The 21,660-nt window shown below is 57.3% G+C and carries 11 protein-coding genes; 5 read left to right on the top strand and 6 right to left on the bottom strand.

Annotated elements, in window-relative coordinates:
- The first annotated feature begins 31 nt into the window (after positions 1-31).
- The 5 genes from NWQ23_RS11805 to NWQ23_RS11825 all read left to right on the top strand — a co-directional run bounded on the left by NWQ23_RS11805 (position 32) and on the right by NWQ23_RS11825 (position 14,230).
- Complete coding sequence (locus NWQ23_RS11805; RefSeq protein ID WP_306166559.1) at positions 32-1,396, top strand: hypothetical protein; 1,365 nt, start codon at positions 32-34, stop codon at positions 1,394-1,396.
- 87 nt (positions 1,397-1,483) lie between these two features.
- Positions 1,484-7,924 carry a type I polyketide synthase gene (locus tag NWQ23_RS11810; protein ID WP_306166560.1) on the top strand — a complete coding sequence of 2,147 codons (6,441 nt, stop codon included), beginning with the start codon at positions 1,484-1,486 and terminating at the stop codon, positions 7,922-7,924.
- A gap of 44 nt (positions 7,925-7,968) precedes the next feature.
- Positions 7,969-8,940 carry a glycosyltransferase family 2 protein gene (locus NWQ23_RS11815; protein ID WP_306166561.1) on the top strand — a complete coding sequence of 324 codons (972 nt, stop codon included), beginning with the start codon at positions 7,969-7,971 and terminating at the stop codon, positions 8,938-8,940.
- A gap of 2 nt (positions 8,941-8,942) precedes the next feature.
- The gene (locus tag NWQ23_RS11820) at positions 8,943-13,586 is read left to right on the top strand and encodes a MupA/Atu3671 family FMN-dependent luciferase-like monooxygenase (protein WP_306166562.1); all 4,644 of its coding nucleotides are present in this window, start codon (positions 8,943-8,945) and stop codon (positions 13,584-13,586) included.
- The gene (locus NWQ23_RS11825) at positions 13,586-14,230 is read left to right on the top strand and encodes a 4'-phosphopantetheinyl transferase (protein WP_306166563.1); all 645 of its coding nucleotides are present in this window, start codon (positions 13,586-13,588) and stop codon (positions 14,228-14,230) included. The genes NWQ23_RS11820 and NWQ23_RS11825 overlap by 1 nt, the downstream gene beginning before the upstream one ends.
- Positions 14,231-14,246: 16 nt before the next feature.
- Here NWQ23_RS11825 and NWQ23_RS11830 read toward each other — a convergent pair whose 3' ends face one another.
- The 6 genes from NWQ23_RS11830 to NWQ23_RS11855 form a co-directional block, all read right to left on the bottom strand.
- On the bottom strand, positions 14,247-15,551 hold the full coding sequence (locus NWQ23_RS11830; RefSeq protein ID WP_306166564.1) for an HlyD family type I secretion periplasmic adaptor subunit: 1,305 nt from the start codon (positions 15,549-15,551) through the stop codon (positions 14,247-14,249).
- On the bottom strand, positions 15,548-17,287 hold the full coding sequence (locus tag NWQ23_RS11835; protein WP_306166566.1) for a type I secretion system permease/ATPase: 1,740 nt from the start codon (positions 17,285-17,287) through the stop codon (positions 15,548-15,550). Before NWQ23_RS11835 ends, NWQ23_RS11830 begins: the two co-directional genes overlap by 4 nt.
- Before the next feature lie 270 nt (positions 17,288-17,557).
- Complete coding sequence (locus NWQ23_RS11840) at positions 17,558-18,772, bottom strand: glycosyltransferase (protein ID WP_306166567.1); 1,215 nt, start codon at positions 18,770-18,772, stop codon at positions 17,558-17,560.
- Positions 18,773-18,786: 14 nt separating this feature from the next.
- Positions 18,787-19,566 carry a WecB/TagA/CpsF family glycosyltransferase gene (locus tag NWQ23_RS11845; protein ID WP_306166568.1) on the bottom strand — a complete coding sequence of 260 codons (780 nt, stop codon included), beginning with the start codon at positions 19,564-19,566 and terminating at the stop codon, positions 18,787-18,789.
- Positions 19,566-20,435, bottom strand: coding sequence for a hypothetical protein (locus tag NWQ23_RS11850; protein WP_306166569.1), 870 nt, complete (start codon positions 20,433-20,435; stop codon positions 19,566-19,568). The genes NWQ23_RS11845 and NWQ23_RS11850 overlap by 1 nt, the downstream gene beginning before the upstream one ends.
- An 11-nt stretch (positions 20,436-20,446) precedes the next feature.
- Entirely contained in the window at positions 20,447-21,544 is a 1,098-nt protein-coding gene (locus NWQ23_RS11855; RefSeq protein ID WP_306166570.1) for a Gfo/Idh/MocA family protein, read from the bottom strand.
- Positions 21,545-21,660: the final 116 nt, after the last annotated feature.

Raw genomic sequence — 21,660 nt, forward strand, 5'->3', positions numbered from 1 at the left:
CAGAACTGGGGGCGACGTGGCAGCGAAGCAGATGAATAGCACAATGCGTGCGGCTCTTGGGCCTGTTCCTTTTGCCGTGGTTTTCCTTGTTGGATCCACGGCACAGGTAGCGGCCCAGGATGAGGGCGGCTTGAATGCCCAGTTTGACATCACCCAAAGTATTGAAAGCATCGAAGAGCGCGGATTCACAGGAATAGACAGTTCCGGAGCCCGTGCATTGACCGCTTTGGATTTTGGACTGCGCAGCGTCACCCGCTCCCAGCGTCTGGATTTCGGTTTTTCCTCGGGCATTGCGGTACCTTTTGAAGGGGACCGCGATGTAACTGCTGATAGCATTCGGTCAACCTTGGGATACTCCCGTAACAGCCGCAATGCGGAACTCAGCTTTGGTGCTCTCTTTCGGCGGGATGATGTTGACGATCTGGTCTTCGACGACACATTTGAAGATGATGATGTCATCACCGGTGTCGGTCAGCGCGAGGTTCTCACTGTCAACAGCGGGCTGGTTGTAGGACGCGAAGCGCGGATTACAGGAACCTTCAATCACACCTACGAGACGAGCGACTTCTTCGATACGCTCGACCCGGAATTGAATGATACCGAAACGCAAGCGGCGGACGGGCGACTAAGCTTTCAACTGACGCGTACATTGACATTGGATGTCTTTGGCGTCTGGAGTGACGTCGACGAGAGTGGCTTTGGTGCGACTGACCGTATCACGACCGAAATCGGGACAGGTGTAAGCTATCGCATCGATCCGATCACGATTCTCGCGGGTGAAGTCTCGTTTCGCACAGAAGAGAGTAGCGGAGCGACCATTCTTGATACAGAAGGCTGGAACTACGCGCTGTCTGCAACCCGCGAGCGCCCGAATGGCGAAGTCTTTGCCACCTATACGCAAGAAGATGCGCTGACAGGCACACGTCGTCAGTTCATCGCCGGTCAGGACATGGATCTTCAGCGCGGAAGTCTGGGATATTCTTTGGGCGTCAGCGAAACCGATGGGTTTGATCCTCAGTTGCTGGCAAGCCTGACCTTGGACTATGACATGGACCGCAACGGCACCGCCAGGATCACACTCAGTCAAGAGGGAACGATCAACGGTGACGATGAGGAAGTCGTGAACTCGCGGCTGGGTATGTCGTACCTGCGCGCGCTCTCTCCGATTTCGGGGATATCTGCCAGTTTTGATCTGGTTGACGAAAATGTCTTGGCCACCGGTGCTGCAGACCAGCGCACTTACCGCTTCGATGTCAGCTATGAATACGAGCTGACCCGCGACTGGGGATTGACCTCGGGCTATGCCTATTCCGTGGTTCAGCTGGACGGAACCGATGACCGGTCCCGGTCGACTGTCTTTGTTGGATTGCAGCGTAGTTTCAATTATCGTCCTTAAACGACAGACTTTCCGGACATTGACATATTGTTGCCCGGAACGAATGATATTGCCTGATTTTGTAATTCCTTGCGTACCGGTACATTTATGCCTTTCGATCCAGAACATCCCGTTGCGGATAGCGATATTGCCATTGTCGGCATGGCTGCGCATCTTCCAGGCGCAGATTCGATCCAAGACTATTGGCAAAATCTGAAGGCGGGAATCGAATCGATCCGTCACTACAGTCGTGAAGAATTGCTGGCCGCCGGAGAAGCGGCCCACCGCCTGAACCGACCCGAATACGTACCCGCCGCAGCACCGCTCTCCGGTTTCGAACAATTTGATGCAGAGTTTTTTGGCCTCTCTCCCAAAGAGGCCGCAATCATGGACCCTCAGCATCGCCGTTTTCTCGAAGTGTCATGGGAAGCGCTCGAGAATGCAGGCCATATGCCAGAGCACACCAAAGGTCCGATCGGGGTCTTCGGCGGTTGCGGGATGGGCAGCTATTTCTATTTCAACATCTGTTCCAACCCTGATCTTGTCGAGAATGTGGGCATGTTCCTGCTGCGGCACACAGGCAACGACAAGGATTTCCTGACCACACGGGTCAGCCATATTCTGGATCTCAAGGGTCCTTCGGTGAACGTCCAAACGGCCTGTTCAACCTCGCTTGTCGCGACCCATTACGCTGTGCAGGCGCTGATGACAGGTGAATGCGATACCGCGCTGGCAGGCGGCGTAACCATCGAATTGCCCCAGAACCGCGGCTATCTGTACAAGGAAGGCGAAGTCCTGTCGCCCGATGGCCATTGCCACGCTTTTGACCACCGCGCCCAAGGAACCGTGTTCGGGTCCGGTGCAGGTGTCGTCGTCCTGCGGCGTCTGGCCGATGCAATTGCCGATGGTGATCATATCTGGGCTGTCATCAAGGGAACGGCGGTCAACAACGACGGTGGTGCCAAGGCCGGCTATCTGGCACCGTCAGTGGATGGACAAGCTTCAGCGATTGCGGAAGCGCAAAGCATGGCAGGCACGCCCGCGGATACAATCGACTATATCGAATGCCACGGAACGGGCACCTATCTTGGCGACCCCATCGAAGTCGCCGCCCTGACCGAGGCATTCAACGAGACCACCGATGATATCGGCTTTTGCAAACTCGGCTCTGTGAAAACGAATATCGGCCATTTGGACACAGCCGCCGGTGTGGCTGGTCTTATCAAGACGGCCTTGTCACTGCATCACAAGCAAATCCCGGCCTCTCTGGGATATGAAAAACCAAATCCCGCCATCGATTTCGAAACCTCGCCTTTCAAAGTCAACGACACGCTCACCGACTGGACTTCCCACAAGGGTCCGCGTCGCGCGGGCGTGAATTCGCTCGGTGTGGGCGGAACCAACGCTCATGTGGTGCTGGAAGAAGCGCCACAAGTGTCTGCCTCTGAACAATCAGATTGGCCCTTCCAGATCTTGACCATATCGGGCCGGACCAAGGCCGCACTGGATGCCAACGCCCAAAGGTTGGCGGCACATCTGCGGGCAAACCCTGACCAGGATCTGGCAGATATCGCATGGACCCTGCAAAAAGGCCGCCGCGCTTTTGAACGCCGCCGCGTGGTCGTGGCTGAAACCCACGAGGACGCAGCCCAGCAACTGCAAGACAATGATCCCCGCCGTGCCTTTACCCATTCAGTTGTCGGCGCTGATCCGGATTTCGTCTTTATGTTTCCCGGAGGTGGTGCCCAGTACGCAGGCATGGCACGCGATCTTTATGAAACAGAGCCTGTCTTTGCCGAATGGATGGATCGCGGATTAGAAATTCTCCAGCCAAAGCTAGACTACGACATTCGCGCGCTCTGGTTGCCAGAGACTGACGCGCTCAAGAGCGCCGATGCGACGCTCAAGAAACCCTCTGTGCAGCTCCCGCTGATCATGATCACCGAATACGCGCTGACCCAGCTTTGGATGTCGTGGGGGGTAGAGCCATCAGCGCTGGTCGGGCATTCGATGGGTGAAAATACTGCGGCTTGTGTCGCGGGTGTCATGTCGTTTGAAGACTGCATCGGGCTGGTGCATCTGCGCGGCACTCTGTTTGACACGGTGCCTGCCGGCGGCATGTTGTCGGTGGCCCTTTCTGCAGATCGTCTTGCGCCGCTTTTGGGTGACGATCTTGATCTTGGTGCCGTAAATGCGCCCAACCTCAGTGTCGCAACAGGGTCGCAAGCCGCGTTGGATGACCTAGAGGCACGACTGAAGGCACGCGATATAGATTGCCAGCGCATCCCCATTGATATTGCGGCCCACTCGCGGATGCTCGACCCGATATTGGAGAGGTTTGGTGACTATCTGCGGTCAATCACTCTGAACCCTCCCCAGATCCCGTTCATGTCCAATCGGACAGGCACCTACATCACAGACGCAGAGGCCATGAGCCCGGATTATTGGGTCGGCCATTTGCGCGGCACGGTCCATTTCGCTGACTGCCTGACCACGCTGGCCGAAAAGGACGCGCGCATCTTTATCGAGGTAGGCCCCGGCAAAGCGCTGTCCTCACTTGCAGGCCAACATGGCAAGGTCACGGCCAATCAGGTAATTTCAAGCCTGCGCCATCCCGCTGATACCATCGCCGATGATGCGTATTTCATGGCGATGCTGGGACGCGTCTGGGCGGCAGGTGGCAGCTTTGACTGGGATCAGATTTGGGGTGATGCGCGCCGCCTCCGTGTGCCGCTACCCACCTATGCCTTCCAGCATTCGCCTTATTTCATTGCTCCGGGCAAGGCCGTCACAGAGGATGAGAACCAATGGCTTGTCCGCTCTGAAGACACTGAAAACTGGGGCTATCGGCCTGCTTGGCTGCCGCGCTATGCCGACTGCGATGTGGACGCCACAGGCGATCTTTCTGAAGCGGAGCCGCAAACATGGCTCGCTTTTGCGGATGATGCAGGGCTGGTTGACGGTGCTGTAGCGCGATTGCGTGCGGCAGGGCATAGGGTTGTCACTGTCACGCCCGGCGATACCTTCGCCCGTGTTGACGAAATGCACTATGTTATTGCGCCTGAACGGGGTCGCGAAAGCTATGATGCACTGATCTCGGATCTCAATACCCGCGATCTTTTGCCGGACCGGATCATTCACGGCTGGATGATCACCCGCGATGAAAGTTTCCGGCCTGGATCAAGCTTTTTCCACAGGGTGCAGGAACAAGGGTTCTACAGCCTGTTCTTTATCGCCCAAGCCATCGGCGGAGAGGATCTCGCGACCGATATTCACATCTGCGTCCTCAGTTCCGGCATGGAACAACGCAAGGACGAGCCCCTTGTTCACCCCGAAAAAGCAACGCTAGCAGGCCCTGCGCGGGTGATCCCACGCGAATTCAAGAACCTGACGGTCGCTACACTTGACCTTGATCCGACATTCGCAAGGGGCAAGGGCGGTGTGGCAAACGCGGACCGCCTGATCGTCAACATCCTCGAAGAGGCCTTGGCCGAGCCAAGCAATACCACGGCACTTGTGCGCGATGGCAAGCGGTACGCGCTGACCTATAAACCCGCTGCCCTGACAACGCTTGCCGATGAAAGCCCGCTCTTGCGCGACGGTGGTGTTTATCTGATCACCGGCGGCTTTGGCGGCATCGGACTGACGCTGGCCGAGGCTTTGATCCGGCGCAACAATGCCAAGATTGCACTGGTCTCGCGTGGGGGGCTGCCCGCGCGCGACACCTGGGACGACGTGGTGGCCAATTCCGCCCCGACGACATCTGTGGTGCGCCGGATCAACGCAGTCCGCAAGCTAGAAGCTCTTGGCGGCACCGTTCTGCCAATTGCGGCAGATGTTTCGAATGTCGAAGATATCCGCGAGGCACGCGCGCAGGTCGAGGCATCACTCGGTCAGGTCAACGGTGTGATCCATGCTGCGGGGCATATTGATGACGGCCCGATCATGGCCAAGGATATCACCAGCATCGAGGATGTGTTTGCGCCCAAAATTCACGGCACCCAAGTATTGGATGACGTCTTTCCAGACGGAACACTGGACTGGCTTGTGCTGTTCTCTTCAAGCTCCACCGCAACCGCACCCATCGGGCAGGTCGACTACGTGGCCGCGAACGAATACCTCAACGCCTATGCCAAATCGCGCAGTGGCGCCAAGACCCGCGTCCTGGCGATCAACTGGGGAATCTGGGCCGATGTCGGCATGGCCGCCGATGCGATGGAGGCGCGCACGGGTGCAGCCACGCCGCCGCCGATCACTGACGCACAAGTGCCGATGCTTGATCACGCCAGCTTTGACAGCGCAGGCAGCCGGGTTTTCACGGCCACCTACCGCACCGATGAACGCTGGTTTCTCGATGAACACCGCACAAAAGCGGGCGATGCATTGGTCCCGGGCACGGGCTTTATCGAACTGGCCACGCAGGCTCTGCGCGCACAGGGTGAGAAGTCTGCATTTGAAATCAAGGATTTGTATTTCTTGCGCCCGCTGGCTGTTTCCGACAACGAGGCCCGTGACGTCCGCGTGACACTGCCGCGCAGCGATGTGGGCTATGATTTCCTGGTCGAGAGCGGCACGAACGGGACGTTTGAACAAAATGCCCAAGCCTGCCTCTCCTTGGTACCATTTGCAGCACCCGCCCCCATGGATATCGCGGCGATTGCAGCCCGCTGCGCGCTGCCCCGCGAGGCGGGTGAATTGGGTTGGATCAGTTCACCACAAGAGGCGCATCTGAAATTCGGGCCGCGCTGGCGGGTCCTGCAAACCACCGCCTATGGCAAAGGCGAAGGGCTGGCGCGTCTGCGCTTGCCTGATGCGGCAAAAGGGGATGCCAAATCAGGCTATCTTCTACATCCGGGTCTACTGGATTTGGCGACCGGTTGGGCGATGAAGCTGATCGAAGGCTATGAGGGGCACCATCTTTGGGTGCCGGTCTCTTACCGGTCAGTCAAAGTCTTTGGGGCACTTCCATCGGAAATTTTCAGTTGGGTACGCAGCCGCGGTGAAAACCGCTCTGACGGTGAGATCGCGAATTTCGATGTCACGCTGATGGGTCCGGATGGGACCGTTTGTGTGGAAATCGAAGGTTTCTCGATCCGGCGGATGGAGGAACTTTCTGGCTTTGGCGCCCTTGCCGAGGGTGTGGCTGCCATCACCAACCCAAACGGCGAGTCCGTGCGCCCGCTGTCACCTGCCGAGGAACGCCTGCGTCACAACCTGTCGCAAGGGATCAAGACGGCCGAAGGGGCCACGCTTTTCTTGGATTCATTGGGCACGCACCATCGCCAGATCATCCTCTCTTCGCTTGATCTGCACGGCCTGATCGCGCAAGCGGGACAAACCAATAATGACGAAAATGATGACGGGCAGAAATTCGAGCGCCCGCAACTTGATAGCGACTATGCCGCCCCCGAGAACCCGATTGAAGAACGCCTTGCCGGGTTCTGGCAGGACCTGCTTGGCGTCGATCAGATCGGTGTCGAGGACAGCTTCTTTGATCTGGGCGGCCATTCCCTGATCGCTGTCAGGCTCTTTGCCCAGATCCGCAAAGCCTATCAGGTCGATTTCCCGATCTCGGTACTGTTCGAAGCCCCGACAATCAGGAAATGCGCCGCCTTGATTGCGGAACGCGGTGTGGCAGATGCGGATGACAAAACCCAAGCAGGCGACACAAACACACCGAAAGCACCGGCACGACGCTTTACCCATCTGGTGCCGATGCATATCGGCGAAGGGGGGGCGAAAACGCCATTCTTCCTTGTCGCGGGCATGTTCGGCAATGTGCTGAACCTGCGGCATCTGGCCCATCTGGTTGGCAACGACCGGCCGTTTTACGGATTGCAGGCCCGTGGACTCTTGGGCGACGAACCGCCCCATCGCACTATCGAAGCTGCAGCAAAAGACTATATCGCAGAGATGCGGCAAGTGCAGCCAAACGGGCCCTATATGGTTGGCGGCTTTTCCGGCGGCGGCATCACCGCATATGAGATTGCCCAGCAGCTCCGGGCCGCAGGTGAGGACGTGTCAGATGTGATCATGCTGGACACACCCTTGCCGGTGCGCCCCTACATCGATCGGGCTGACAATATCCGCGTCAAACTGACCGATCTCAAGCGTGGCGGTCCGCAGTTTGTCCTTGATTGGACAAAAAGACGGGTGAACCGACTGCTCAACAAAGGCAACACAGACGCAGCCATCGTCGATGAGGGCGCGCAGTTCCACAATGCTGCCATTCAGGAAGCGTTCCTTGAGAGCGTTGGCAACTATGATGTCAAACCATGGGACGGGCCATTGGCATTATTCAGGCCACCCCTGGTGCCAAAATGGGTGGTTGGGGATCGCTTGATCAGCGAATACCGCAATTACCTTTATCACGACAATGACTGGACCCAATTCGCACCGGCTATCTCTGTCTTCGAAGTACCCGGTGACCATGATAGCATGGTGCTCGAACCAAACGTCCGCGTGCTTGCATCGCGGCTTAAGCGCCGATTGGCGCAAGCCGAGGCACAGTCGATTATCCCGATCAATTTCAAAGAAGCCGCCGAGTAGATCAGTTCCCGAAACTTGCGGGGCTTCCAGTTAGTAGAGTATTTATGTCCAACCCCACCGTCCTCACCATCGTGCTGAACTATAAGACAGCACAAATGACGATTGATGCGGCAGCAAGCGCGCTAGTCGCGATGGCTGACCTACCGGGTGAGATCGTGATCGTTGACAACGACAGTCAGGATGGGTCCTTTGAGGCCATGTCTGCTCATGTGCAGACCGAAGGTTGGGATCGGACAAGGGTCATTCAATCGGCTTCGAACGGCGGTTATGGCGCGGGCAACAACGTGGGCATCCGCGCGGGCCTGTCAGATGGCAGCCGTCCGGACTTTATCTATATCCTGAACTCTGACGCTTTCCCGCAACCTGATGCGATCAAGGTCCTCTACGATCACATGCTGGCCAATCCAACGACCGGATTTGCCGGCAGTTTCATCCATGGCGATGATGGTGCGCCGCATACAACCACGTTCCGCTTTCCGTCGATCTTTAGCGAGATCGAAGGCGCGATCCGCTTTGGCCCTGTGTCGCGCGTGCTGCGCAATTATCGCGTTCCTGTCGATGATATTGAAACCACCCGCCCGGTAGACTGGCTTGCAGGTGCAAGCCTGATGATGCGACAGGATCTGCTGGACCGGATCGGGCTCTTTGACGAGACATTCTTCCTCTACTTCGAAGAAACCGACCTTTGCCGCCGCGCCCGCAAGGCCGGTTTCGAGATCATCTATGTCAAAGAAAGCGTCGTGATGCATCTGGGTTCGGTTTCGACGGGTATGAAAACTTGGGCAAAGACGCCGACCTATTGGTACGATTCCCGGTTTTACTATTTTGCGAAAAATCATGGTAAATCGTATGCGGCCGCTGCAACGCTGTTGCATCTGACCTGCGGCAGCCTGAACTGGCTACGCTGCACATTGACCGGAAAACCCAGTGGGTTGTCACCTGCGTTCCTGCGCAGAATGGCGGGCCATGACCTGAAGGCGCTCTTTGCGTCGCGGGCCTCACAGATCGGAGATTGAGCGTGTCATCATTCAGTAGCGTCATCATCGGAAATGAATCTCTGGCGATCCAATGTGCCGAAATGCTGCGCGAAGGCGGTCATGAGGTAAGGGCAATTGTCACGCGCAACCCCGATATCGAAAAATGGGCTCGAGAGGCCGAGATCCCCGTGCATTCTTCGGATGCAGACTTGGCAGCTGACTTATCAGGGCAAAGCTTCGACTGGCTTTTGTCGATCGCCAATCTCGATATGATCCCCGATGCTGTACTGGCGCTGCCTGAAAAGGGTGCAGTCAATTTCCATGATGGGCCTTTGCCACGCTATGCCGGTTTGAATGCCCCAGCATGGGCTTTGATCAATGGCGAGGTCGAGTTTGGCATCAGCTGGCATATGATCTCGGGCGGCGTTGATGAGGGGGCGCTGGTAGCGCAACAGTTCTTTGATATCAGCCCGACAGAAACCACCCTGACGCTGAACACAAAATGCTATGCGGCCGCTATCGAAAGCTTTGCCACTGTCATCGACAAGCTGGCCCAGACGGACCCTGTTTTGAACGCGCAAGACCTTTCGCAGCGCAGCTATTTTGCCAAGAACGACCGCCCTGCCGCAGCAGGCAGGCTCGATTTCACCGCAACAGCGCGCAAGATCACCACTTTGGTACGCGCTCTCGATCATGGTGCTTATTGGAATCCGCTAACCTGCCCCAAATTCGAAGCGGGCGGCAAGGTCTGGCTGACGACGACTGCCACAGCAGGCAATGCCGCGTCTGACAGCACACCGGGGACGGTTCTGGCGCTGGACGAGGACAGCATCACGGTCGCAACTGCAACGGCACCTGTCACATTGGGAGGTTTGCGCGACGCGACGGGGGCACCCGCGCGTGCTGATCGGATTGCAGCCGTGGGTGACAAACTCCCATCGCCGGATGCGGGCCAGGTACAGGCCCTGACAACCGCGCTTAAATCTACTCTGAAATCAGAACCCAAATGGCGAAAACGCCTTGAACAGATGGTGCCTGCCAGTCTGCCACTGTTTGATATGGCCGCACCTTCAGGCCAAATCTCTGAAATGGCGCTGCAAGGCGATCCTGCCAATCTGCGCCGCGCCCTTGCAGCCCTTGCGATGGGGCTGAACGATGGCGCGGATGTCACTTTGGCTGTCCATCTGACCGATGAATTCCCGGGCTATCTGCACCCTTGGGCCCCTATCGGCGCCGCGGACCTTGATCAAAACCTGAAAGATGCAAAGGCGCTTGGTCCTTTCGCGGCAGATCTTCTGGCGCGTATCCCGAGCCGGCCTGCGCCGGTTACCCCTGCTTTGGGACTATCAGAGCAAGGCCATATCGCAGGCACCGCTCTGACTTTGGCGGGCAATACCCTTTTTGCGGATAGCGGCAAGATCAGCCCTGCGGCCCAGACATTGATGGGTGACCGTCTGACCCATATGGCGGCGCAAATTGCTGCGGGCGAGATGCCAACACTTTTGCCAGCAGCAGAGCGGCAGAAGGTTCTTTATGACTGGAACGCCACGCAGATTGATCTGCCTGCCGATCTTTGCATCCATCACGCCTTTGAGGTGCAGGTGGCCAAGACCCCCGATGCAGAGGCCCTGTCCTTTGAAGGCGAGAGCCTGACCTATGCGCAACTGAATGCGCGCGCCAATGAAATGGCCCATATCCTGCAAGGGATGGGTGTCGGGCCGGATACGATTGTTGGGCTACACTTGCGCCGTTCAAGCGCGCTGCTGGTCGCGGCCCTTGCGATCCTCAAGGCCGGCGGTGCCTATCTACCGATGGACCCCGCCTATCCGGCGGAACGCACAGCGCTCTATATCGAAGATTCGCACACGAAATTCATCGTCACCGATACCCAGCTTGCCAAAGATCTTCCGCCAAGCGATGCGCAAATCCTGACGGTTGATGCACTGCCCGGCACAGCGCCCTCGGACAATCCAGAAAGCGCGGTCTCTTCGGCGCATTTGGCCTATATGATCTACACATCCGGGTCGACCGGTCGCCCCAAAGGCGTGATGGTCGAACACCGCAATGTCGTGAACTTCTTTACCGGCATGGATTCACGGATCAGCCACGAACCCGCAGGGGTTTGGATGGCGGTCACAAGCCTGTCATTTGATATCTCTGTTCTGGAACTGTTCTGGACGCTCGCACGCGGGTTCAAAGTGGTCATCAGCAGCGACGAAAACCGCGCCCTTGTGGCAGGCGATACGCCGATGGGTCGGGTGACCGGCGGCATGGAATTCAGTCTCTATTACTGGGGAAATGACGATGGTGTCGGGCGCGACAAGTATCGGACCTTGCTGGAAGGCGCGCAGTTCGGCGACAAAAACGGGTTCTGCGCTGTCTGGACACCAGAGCGGCATTTCCATGCCTTCGGGGGCCCGTATCCGAACCCTTCGGTCACCGGTGCGGCGGTGGCAGCGGTCACCAATAATCTGGCAGTACGGGCGGGATCTTGCGTCGCACCTTTGCACCACACAGCACGTATTGCCGAAGAATGGGCCGTCATCGACAATCTGACCAACGGGCGCACAGGCCTTGCGATTGCATCGGGATGGCAGCCTGATGACTTTATCCTGCGCCCCGAGAACACACCGCCCAAGAACAAGTCTGCGATGTTTGACCAGATCCGCGATCTGCGCAAACTCTGGGCGGGCGAAGAGGTGGCCTTTCCGCGTGAAAACGGAGAAATGCATTCTGTTCTGACACAACCGCGCCCGGTCTCGAAAAAGCTCAATGTCTGGGTCACCACAGCGGGGAACCCTGCCACTTGGCAAGAGGCCGGTGCGAATGGCTGCAACGTACTGACGCACCTTCTGGGTCAGAGCGTGGAAGAGGTGGGCGAGAAGATCAAACTCTACCACGCAGCCTTGCGTGAAGCCGGACATAACCCGGATGATTTCACCGTCACGCTGATGCTGCACAGCTTCCTCGCGGACACACGCGACCATGCCCGCGAGATCGCACGCGAACCGATGAAAGATTATCTGCGTTCTGCTGCCGGCCTTATAAAATCCTATGCTTGGGCATTTCCTGCGTTCAAGAAGCCAAAAGGGGTCGATAACCCCATGCAGCTGGACCTTGGATCGCTCGATGACGACGAGCTTGAAGGTATCCTCGATTTCGCCTTTGACCGGTATTTCAATGATAGCGGACTTTTTGGGACCATCGAGGATGCCATTGAACGCGTCGTACAGGTCAAGGCGATCGGCGTGACCGAAATCGCCTGTCTGATCGACTATGGTATCGATGTGGATCATGTCATGGAGGGGCTCAAACCCCTCGCAGAAGTCCTGAAACAGGTGAATACGAATGTCGCACCTGCCGAGGATGACTATTCCATCGCAGCGCAAATCCTGCGCCACAAGGTCACCCACCTGCAATGCACCCCATCCATGGCGCAAATGCTTGTGATGAATGACGAGGCGCGCGTGGCCTTGTCCCAGCTTGACCATGTGATGGTCGGCGGCGAGGCATTGCCCGGCGCGCTGGCGGCTGAGCTGCGCAGCCTGACAGGGGGCCACGTGGAAAACATGTACGGGCCGACCGAAACGACGATCTGGTCCACCACAGATACGGTCACCGCTGAAAAAGGGGCCGCCGCGATCGGTCGCCCCATCGCCAATACGCAAGTCTATGTGCTGGACGACACATTGCAGCCTGTACCCGTAGGTACCCCGGGCACGCTCTATATCGGAGGGGCAGGAGTGACGCGCGGCTATTTTGAACGGCCAGACCTGACCCATGAACGGTTTATCCCTGATCCATTCCTGGAAGGTGATGCAGATGCGCCTGGCCGGGGCCTGATCTACAATACCGGTGATCTGGTACGCTGGCGTACTGACGGGCGGCTCGATTTCTTGGGCCGTGCGGACTTTCAGGTGAAGTTGCGCGGCTACCGCGTGGAATTGGGCGAAATCGAAGCGGTCATCGACGGCTTCGCAGGCGTACAACAATCGGTTGTTGTTGCACGCGAAGACACCCCCGGCGTGGTTCAGCTTGTCGGGTATTTGCTCGCTGATACGGCAATCGATCAAGCCGCGCTTCGCGCCCATATGGGGCAGACCCTGCCCGAGTATATGGTGCCACGTCATTTCGTGACTTTGGACGCCTTCCCGCTGACCCCCAACAAGAAGGTCGACCGCAAGGCATTACCCGCACCCCAAATTGGCAGACCTGCCAAGGCCGCGGCCCCGAAAGCTGCTCCCAATGTCGCAACTCCCAATGGTGCTGTGCCGGTTTTGGGCTCGGAGGCGGATATCACAACTGCGGTTGCGGCGATCTGGTCACGTATTCTTGGCGTGTCAGAGATCCAGCCCAAGGACAGTTTCTTTGATCTGGGCGGCCATTCCTTGCTGGCTGTCCAAGCGCATCGGGAAATCCGCAACGATCTGGGTGTTGCGAAACTCTCGATCACCGACATTTTCCGTGCGCCGACGCTAGAAGCCTTCGCCGCAATCGTCGCAAAGAAATCCGGCAGCGGTGCGAAAGCGGCACCTGCGCCTGCACCGACTCCAGCGCCAGCACCATCATCTCCGGCAAAGGCAGAGACGGCACTTGTCGCACCTGAACCACAGCCTTCTGGAAATGCACGCGTTGATGCTATGGCGCGCCGCCGCGAGATGCGCGCGCGACGGCAGAACCGCTGATGCAAAAGCATGTCGTTGCAGCCCTGCGCGATATGCTTGGCCCGAATGTGGGGATTGGTGCGACAGACCCGCGCGATGCGACAGATGATCTTTGGCCCGAAGAAAGGACCGCAATCGCCGCTGCGATTCCCAAACGGCAACACGAATTTGCCGCAGGCCGCCGTGCGGCGCGACAGGCTTTGGCCGCGCTTGGATTGCCTGCTGCCGCCATCGCTGTCGGCGCGCAGCGCGCACCGATCTGGCCCAAGGGTCTGACGGGCTCTATCGCCCATTGCGACACTCTTTGCATTGCCGCTGTCAGCCAATTCCACCAATGCATCGGGGTCGACATTGAGCCCGCGACGCCGTTGGCCGCAGATCTGATTGAAATCGTCTGCACGCAGACCGAGCAGGCATTCATCACCACCCTGCCGGCTAAGGATCAAGGGATCGCGGCCAAGCGCCTGTTTTGCGCCAAAGAGGCGGTCTTTAAGGCGCAATACCCACTGACCCAGCGGATGATTGGCTTTGATGACGTGAGCATCCGCCTCGATGGTCCTGATGGATTTGAGGTCAACTGGCACAACCCGATGCCGGAGTTGCCATCGCTGCGCGGCTTGCTCCAAATCCGCGCTGGCATGATTTTGGCGACCGCATCGATTTAGAGCTGTGGTCGTGCTATCAGGTTTCGCGGAAAGCTTTGGTAAAGTAATCCGCCAAAGGTTTGACCAGGAACCCGATAGGAGTGCGTTCCTGGGTGCGGACAAATGCCTCGACCGGCATGCCGGGGATAAGCGTCAGGTCCGCAGGCAAGCGTTCAATCTGACCATCGTCCAACTCGACCTCGGCGCGATAGTATGACAGGCCGGAAGCTTCGTTCTGGAAGGAGTCTGCCGAGATGAGCGTGACTTTTCCTTCGAGTTCGGGTGTGCGGCGCTGGTCGAATGCGGAAAAGCGCAAGGTCACGCTCTGACCGACAAAGATCTGGTCGACATCAACAACCTGCACCTGCGTCGCGATCACGAGCGGACGATCTTGTGGGATCAAGAACAGCACCGGGTCTGCCGCTCCGATGACGGATTGCTCGGCAAAGACCTGAAGCCCGTAAACAATCCCCGAAACCGGCGCGCGAATATCAAGCCGGTCAAGCTGGCGGCGCAGGGTCCGGCGACGTTCCGACAACTCCAACTCGTTGAACTGCAGGTCGCGTAGCCGCGTAATCGCGTCTTCGCGGCGGGTGGAGGACAGGCCGAGGATTTGCAACTCAAGCTCTGTACGGCGTTCAGCGGCTTGTGCTGCTTGTGCTGTGAGCTCGCCCACAGCACCCAACAGGCTCGCCTCTTCGCGTTGTAGCGCCAGTACGCGGCTCGCTTGGGCAAGACCACGTTCGAGCAAGGTTTGCTGATCTGTCAGCTCTTCTGCGATCAGGTCACGTTGGGTAGAAAGGGCCGCTTGCTGGGCTTTGATCCCTTCAAGCTGGCTTAGGATCTGGGCACGCTGTTGTGTAATCTGCTCGACTGCGCTGCGGTTCGTCTCTAGGCGGGCCTCAAACAAGCGGATCTGCCCTTCCATCAGCTTTTGCACCTCGGGCGTTCCGGCCTCGCGCAAGATGTCACTAAATATCAATTGGGTCGCATCATCCCTTTCCGCCTCGAGCCGGGCACGTCTGGCGAGGATCTCAAAAAGCTGGCCTTCGACAACCGCAAGTTCGGATTGCAAGTTGGTCGGATCAAGCCGCAACAGCAGATCACCGGCTTTGACCATGTCGCCCTCGTCCACAATGATCTCGACCACGACGCCTCCGTCGGGGTGCTGGACAACCTGCCTGTTGCGATCCACCTCGATCTGGCCCGATGTGATCACCGCACCCGAGATTTGCGCCAAGACTGACCAAGAGCCAAAGCCCCCGACGAGGATCAGTAGAGCGATGCCACCGATACTCAGGTGCCTGCGCGCGGACCACCGCTTTGCCTTTTGATCGGTCATGATACACCGCCCGCCTTGCCTGTGCTGCGTTTGATCTCGCCGTGGTTCTTAACCATCTCTGCCAATATTTCATCCTTGGGCCCAAAGGCACGGCGCGCGCCGTTTTCGATCACGAGCAGCAGGTCGCATTCTTGGATGGCAGATGGTCTATGCGCCATGATGAAGACAATCTTGCCCTCTGCCTTAAGCGATTTGATGGCTTGGTTCAGTGCCAACGAGCCTTCGTTGTCGAGGTTCGAGTTCGGCTCATCCAACACAATCACAACCGGTTCTCCGTAAAGCGCACGGGCCAGACCGATCCGCTGGATCTGCCCACCGGACAGCCGCCCGTTGGTAGCGGAAACCTTTGTGTCATAGCCATCAGGCAGTTTCAGGATCATTTCGTGCGCGGCTGCGGTTTGGGCCGCAGCCACGACCTTGGCATCATCGGGGGTCATCGACATGCGCGCGATGTTTTCTTTGATAGTACCGTCGAACAGTTGCACGCGTTGCGGCAAGTAACCAACATGCTGGCCCAAAACGTCGGGGTCATATTGATCAAGGGCCGCCCCATCGAGCCGGACCTTGCCGCCCGCTGGCTGCCAAACACCTGTAATGACCCGCGCAAGCGTGGATTTACCTGAACCAGAGGTCCCGATGACGCCAACCGCCTGCCCCGGTTCAACGGCAAAACTAACCATCCGCAGCGCTGCTTGTTGTTCACCAGGCGGCACAACGGTGACCTGATCTGCCACAAGCCGCGCCATGGGTTTGGGCAGACGCATCCGCGGCTCTTCGGCTGAAATTTGGCTCAAGAGGACCTCGAGGTTTCGCCATCCCTCGCGCCCGCGCTCAAAGGTTGCCCATTGACCAACGATCAGTTCAACCGGCGCAAGCGCACGGCCCAACAGGATCGACCCCGCAATCATCGCACCGGGGGAAAGTTGATTGATCAATACCAGATAGGCACCAAGCCCCAGCATGGCCGATTGCAAAAACAGGCGGAACGCTTTGGTAACCGCAGTAAAGGTGCCCGACGCATCAGCAGCATCAATTGCTGTATCAAGCGACTTGCCACGGGCCACTTGCCAGCGGTCGAATGCGGCCTCGCGCATCCCCAAGGAATGCACCATCTCGCTTTCGGTACGGATTTGCGTGCCCAGTTGCTCTGATGTGAAGCTGGCGGTGTTGGCAGCTTGAAGGGGTTTGCGCGTCACAGACTGGTTCAGCAAGGCGACAGCAACCAAGATCACCGCGCCAACAACAGCAAGGATGCCCATCAACGGGTGGAAGATAAATATTCCGAAAAAGAATAGAGGTACCCAAGGCAGGTCAAAGAGGGCCATCAAAGCAGGGGATGTGATCAGCCGCTGCACCGCTTCGAGATCGCGCAAACCTGTTGCCGCCTCTTTGGGCGCGCGGTTCAGCGTTGTTGCCTTGAGCACAGCCGCAAACACCCGGCGATCCAAGCTCGCCTGAAACTGTGCGCCAACGCGCCCCATCACCCGGCCGCGGACAAAATCCAGGATACCCATCATCCCGTAAAGGAACGCCACAAGCACAGACAGTGCCAGCAAGGTCTCGAACGACCGCGAACTGAGTACACGGTCATAGACATTGAGCATGTAAAGCGGCCCGGTGAGCATCAACAGGTTCACAAAAAAGCTAAAGACTGCAACGACCCAATAAAGCGGCCTGCTTTGCTTGCGGGTCTCGACCAGCTCTGCCCGCCCGATTGCTATCGCGTCATTGGCCATATCTTTGCCGGTCCCTTGCTTTCTTGCATGGCGCGCGCAAGTGCCCGCCGCAGTATACTGTTTAACGATCCAACCGGTCAAAACGTCGGACCCGACTTGGGCTGGCATAGCCCATCTGGCGATTATTTTTTGATTGCTAGGGCATAATGCGCCCTTGGTCTATCGGCACCTCGGCTTTCGGGTGCCGGTGGGCGATTCCCCGCGACTTGGACGGGTTCTTGCGTGTGCCTTGTCAGCCCAGAGCATAAGTTTGGCGGTGTTTCAGTGCGCTCAAAGATACTCTTTGATGACATGCGAACGATGCGCAAAGACGCTCACATCATCATAAGGTTCACCATCTTTCACGGCGTTTTCCATCATCGTGGCGACCATAGCGCGGTCCCGTGCGAGCTCTTGCAATTGCGCAGCCAAAGCATCGACATCGTTCAAAGGAACAAGCCTGCCGCCGCCGTGCCCAGAGATCAGATCGCGTGCAAATGCGCCCTCGTACCCCACGATTGGAGTGCCAGAGACCAAGGCTTCGATCAGGCAGCGGGGGGACTCTGGGGTCTTGTGGCAGAACACAAAGATGTCGGCGGAGCGGTACTTCTCAAGAACGGCATCGCGGTCTTTGACAAAGCCAAGAAATTTGATTTGGTCGGCGACGCCTTGCGCTTGTGCCGCGGCGCGCATCGCGTCCATCTCTGATCCCTCGCCCATCCAGAAGGCCTCGAACGAGGCCCCGCTTTGCGCCAGCTTGGCAAGTGCACACACCCAATCCAACGGGCCTTTCATGGGGTCTGCGCGTCCGACATAGCCTATTTTCAAGGGACCCTCTGCAACCGCGTTGATCTTGTCCATCAAACGCCCTGCGGTGATATGCTCTGCTTTGCTGATGTGGATATCATGCACCAAGATGGGCTGCCGGCAGTAAGGCGCATAGGTATCGAATGTCTCTTTGCCATGAAACAGGCCAATCGTTGCGCGCCTGATCAGAAAGCGCTCAAGCCAAGCCATTGGCCGATAGGTAAGCCGGGCTTTGATCCGCTCTTTGCGCCTGCCAGAGGTCATCGTGCGGCGCACGACCTCTGATTCAACACGGTCGGTCCAGACTGCAAAGCGGCGCTGCATGCGGTACGCCTGATAGCAGGCCACCGACCCCCAATCTCCGAACAGCCCACCAATCGAAAAAGACAGATAATCAGCCTTGTCTATTTCCTGACGGATCGTATCGCGGCAGGCCCGATAGTTCTTGAAAAAGACATCTGGCCGATATGACATCGGCAGCGGCACAAACCGGACGCGCGCAAGGTTGGGGCCTACAATCTCGACTGGTTTCCAGCTTGAGGGTGGAGTGTCCTCGGCCAGCGGGATCATGACAGTGACGGTATCGAAATTCTCGGCCCAGAGCCGGAGCCCGTTGCAGGCCTGATCTTCGAGCAGGTATCCGCTATCATTTTGGTACAGCGGCACCGGAGCGTAAATCAGAAGATTGCCTTTGGACACGGTTCAGTCACCCATCATTTTTCGAACGGATTCTTATACCAGCCCAGCTTCTGTTTCAAAATCGCCCAAAGGAACGGAGGTTCATGCACCACATAGCGATGGAAACGCGCGCGCGGCTCTTTGACCAGCCGGTAAAGCCATTCAAAGCCCCATTCCGTGATCCAGACGGGTGGCCGCTGAAATCCACCGCTCTCATAGTCGATCGTTCCACCTAACGGCAGCCAAAGCTTTACGCCCGGCATCCGGTCGCGGTATTTCATGATGAATTTTTCCTGACGCCCACCGGCCAACCCGACAAGGCAGACCGTGGCGCCACTGTCGTTGATCGCGGCAATCATGCGATCAATCTCTGCGGGATCCTCATCAAACTTGAAAGACGGGGCATCGGTGCCAACGATGAACTTGCGCCCTGTCTTTGCGTTGATCTTTTCCGCAGCTTTGTCAGCGACGCCGGGCTTGCCACCACACAGGAACACCGTGATCTCGGGGTTGTCTTTGTGGTGCATGTAGAACTTGGGGAAATAATCCGATCCCGAGACCCGTTCCTGAACAGGCGTGCCAAGCCATTTCGTCGCGAAATACATGATCTGGCTGTCGCAGGTGATGACATCGAACTTGTCGATAATGTCATAAAAGTCGCGGTCTTGCTGCAACTTCATGATCATGTCCACGTGCAGGGTCAGCATCGCGCCTTGCGTGAAATTGGTGACCAGATCATCCATTGCCACATCATGCACATAGGCATTGAGCATGGGCACCTTTGTCAGGTCGCCCCCATTGATTGTTCCGGGCATCAGGCCGCTACCCCCATGTATTTGTCGACCAGAGCCTTGGTGCCGCGGATATTTCCTGCTGATGAGGCGCCAAAAACGATACTTTCGACACCGGGAAGTTCGCTGATCCAGTGTATCGCCTCATCTGCCGGAATGGCGCCGGAGGCATAGACAGACATGGCCACAGCCCGCACGCGCCCGGATTTCAGCGCATCAAGATAGGCGTCATAGCCGCCAGACATCCGAAACCCGATCTTGTTGATGTTGGAGCAGATGATCGGGCGCTCGATGCCCTCTTTCTCCAATGCGTCCAGCAAGGCGGGCATGTTCATCGTGATATAGGCCGGCTCTGCCCCGTGCTTTTCGCGGATATGGTCATCAAAAATCTTGAAAGCGCGGGTGAAGCCCATGCCCAGCAATAAGTCCGTGAACACGTTCTGGATAAAGACAACCGGGGTTTTCGTGCCGGTGAACATCTTCATTTCCATATCGATCAGCACTTTGGCGATGCCATCCACCTCTTTGGTGGCCAAAGCCTTAGTTCCGGTCAGTGCGGTGGCCAACAAGCCGTCCTTTGGCATGAACTCCTTCAATGCGCCGACCATCCCGTGTTCGGTCACGGCGTTGGCATATTTATGGGCATAGGGCATGCAGGGGTAGAACTGGAAATTGCTATAGCGCTGAGGGTCTGCTTTGACCCGTTTTGCGACCGCCGCGATCCGGTCGTGGGTGGTGCACATGAAAGTATTGATGCCTGCGTCATAGGCAACATCAAGAACATCCATGATGGCATCTGTTTTCTGAAACCGCATGGCCTGCGCGCGCGCTTTTTCTTCTGACATGTGGTTGATGCCAAAGAACTGGTTGTCGCCGAAAAGAAGTTTATCCATCATTTTGTTCCTTAACGGCCAAACCAGCCGCGCTTTTTTGCGGCTTGTGCAGGTGCCATTGCCCGGGCCTCGCCCACGTTTAGGCCGGTTGTCGCATTTTCGATAATCATCGCCATGGTTTTGTCGGTCTGTGCCGCCGAGGCGAAATCGTTTTGCAGTGCCTGCGACTTGCCCGCGGCAACAGCCTCGATAAAGTCGGCCAACTGGGCGGAGTATTCCTCCCCGCGCAGATAGAACCAGCACTCTTCGGTTAGTTCGGTGGTATATTTCACCGTCCAGCCCGCGCCATAGCCATCCAGCCCATCAACCGGTTTGCGCAAATACACCTGACATTCCTGCCGATCTGCATAGAGCCTCCCATTGGTACCGATAAGGCTGATCTTGGTCGACATCTTGCGGTGGCTTTCATCCGACCAATTGACCGAGAGTTGCGCTGTGGGGCCATCATCCCAACGCAGGGTCGAGAAAACCTCGTCGTCGGTCCCTTCCGAGAAGACCTGACCAAGATGCGACCCGATCACTTGATCCGGCGTACCAAAAAACCAGTTGAGCAGGTTGAGCGGGTGCGCGGCATAGTCATAAAGACACCCACCGCCTTCGGCCTTGTCGGTCCGCCAAGTGGCGCGCTTGGGGCGTAGAACCACGGGGCCATAGGCCTCTGCCAGCACATGGGTAATGCGGCCAATGGCACCCGCATCAATCAAGCGCTTCATTTCCGCGAATGCGCCAACATAGCGATAGTGATAGCCAACCTGCGCAACCAGCCCTTTGCTTGCGGCCAGATCGGTCAATCGCTGGCTATCGGCCCAATCGAGGCAGAACGGTTTTTCACAAAAGACATTGATGCCCTTTGAAAGGGCCGCTTCGACCATCGGCGCATGCAACCGCGACGGCGTTGCAATCAACACCGCATCAAGGTCTTCCTTGGCCAGCAGATCATCATAACTCTTATAGATAGGATTCGTGATGTTCTTGCTTAGGAGATCAACCATGAAGCCTGCGCCATCACAGGCGATCGTGTCTGTCTTGGGATGCGCATTCACCATCGAGAAATGCGAAAGTCCCATTTTTCCCAAACCGACGACGGCAATTTTGATTTTGTCGCTCATAGTTGTTTTTCCGTTTCAAAGGGTTCACTTGGCGAAAACAGCTTCGTCTTGTGCAGCAGGCTAGATCTTCATTCCCTTGAAAATCCGCTCGGGGATATTGCGGATAATCATCATGA

This window comes from Yoonia sp., from assembly GCF_030731595.1.
In the GTDB taxonomy this organism is placed as follows: domain Bacteria; phylum Pseudomonadota; class Alphaproteobacteria; order Rhodobacterales; family Rhodobacteraceae; genus Yoonia.

Excerpts from the sequence above, each read along its gene's own strand:
- NWQ23_RS11805 (WP_306166559.1), top strand. The coding sequence starts at position 32 with ATGAATAGCACAATGCGTGCGGCTCTTGGGCCTGTTCCTTTTGCCGTG.
- NWQ23_RS11810 (WP_306166560.1), top strand. The coding sequence starts at position 1,484 with ATGCCTTTCGATCCAGAACATCCCGTTGCGGATAGCGATATTGCCATT.
- NWQ23_RS11815 (WP_306166561.1), top strand. The coding sequence starts at position 7,969 with ATGTCCAACCCCACCGTCCTCACCATCGTGCTGAACTATAAGACAGCA.
- NWQ23_RS11825 (WP_306166563.1), top strand. The coding sequence starts at position 13,586 with ATGCAAAAGCATGTCGTTGCAGCCCTGCGCGATATGCTTGGCCCGAAT.
- NWQ23_RS11830 (WP_306166564.1), bottom strand. The coding sequence starts at position 15,551 with ATGACCGATCAAAAGGCAAAGCGGTGGTCCGCGCGCAGGCACCTGAGT.
- NWQ23_RS11835 (WP_306166566.1), bottom strand. The coding sequence starts at position 17,287 with ATGGCCAATGACGCGATAGCAATCGGGCGGGCAGAGCTGGTCGAGACC.
- NWQ23_RS11845 (WP_306166568.1), bottom strand. The coding sequence starts at position 19,566 with ATGCCCGGAACAATCAATGGGGGCGACCTGACAAAGGTGCCCATGCTC.
- NWQ23_RS11850 (WP_306166569.1), bottom strand. The coding sequence starts at position 20,435 with ATGGATAAACTTCTTTTCGGCGACAACCAGTTCTTTGGCATCAACCAC.
- NWQ23_RS11855 (WP_306166570.1), bottom strand. The coding sequence starts at position 21,544 with ATGAGCGACAAAATCAAAATTGCCGTCGTCGGTTTGGGAAAAATGGGA.